Here is a 982-nt window from a genome sequence, read left to right on the forward strand (position 1 = left end):
CTGTGCCACAAAAAATCTTGTGGGGTGGGCTTCTAGCCCGTCACAGGCAAGATGCCTGTGCCACAAAAAATCTTGTGGGGTGGGCTTCTAGCCCGCCCCAATCTTTGTCACAGGCAAGATGCCTGTGCCACAAAAAATCTTGTGGGGTGGGCTTCTAGCCCGCCCCAATCTTTGTCACAGGCAAGATGTGGTATTGACCTCTTCCCTGGTTAAAGCTATTTTATATTAAGTTGTGATTGTACGAAGTAGTAGTATGATTCATAGAAATTTGAGTCAGGGAAGCAATCAGCAGTTGGGCGGGCAAGATGCCCATCCCAGCAACAAGTATCAATCTGTGATGAAGTCGGTTTCTAGGCTGGGCGGGCAAGATGCCCACCCCACCAACAATTATCAATCTTTGGTGGAACCAAAGTTGAAAATTACTTATAGGAATTTACCTCATTGGGAGTTAGATGGATCGGTCTATTTCATTACTTTTAATACTTGGGAAAAGCTAGAATTGACTCCGGCAGCTCAACAAGTAGTTTTTAATGCTTGCAACTTTTTTGACAAAAAAAGGTATGAGGTGTTTTGCTTGGTTGTAATGCCAGATCATGTGCATATGTTAATTCAGCCTTTGCCAAAGTCGAAGGATAAATTTTGGTCGCTCAGCAGCATTATGCACAGTATGAAAAGCTACAGTTCTAAGCAAATTCCGAAGGTGATGAAGCATATCGGTACTGTCTGGCAAGATGAGCGACATGACCGAATAGTCAGAGATGAAGGAGAATTTGATGGTTTTTGGGAATATATCAGGCAAAATCCTGTCAAAGCTGGTCTTTGTTTGACTCCAGACGAATATCCTTTTTTCTGTCAAATATCTGAAGGTTAGTGTCTGTCCTTTTATTTGTCACAGGCAAGATGCCTGTGCCACAAGCACTTTCACAGGCAAGATGCCTGTGCCACAAAAAATCTTGTGGGGTGGGCTTCTAGCCCGCCCCTA

The 982-nt window shown here is 43.9% G+C and carries 1 protein-coding gene; it reads left to right on the top strand.

The features are described 5' to 3' along the window. The first annotated feature begins 253 nt into the window (after nucleotides 1–253). Nucleotides 254–871, top strand: a complete 618-nt coding sequence (locus JGK07_RS26810) for a transposase (protein WP_293186735.1) — start codon at nucleotides 254–256, stop codon at nucleotides 869–871. Nucleotides 872–982: the final 111 nt, after the last annotated feature.

It is taken from the genome of Microcoleus sp. PH2017_24_DOB_U_A (genome assembly GCF_020738205.1).
In the GTDB taxonomy this organism is placed as follows: Bacteria; Cyanobacteriota; Cyanobacteriia; order Cyanobacteriales; family Microcoleaceae; genus Microcoleus.

Excerpts from the sequence above, each read along its gene's own strand:
- JGK07_RS26810 (WP_293186735.1), top strand. The coding sequence starts at position 254 with ATGATTCATAGAAATTTGAGTCAGGGAAGCAATCAGCAGTTGGGCGGG.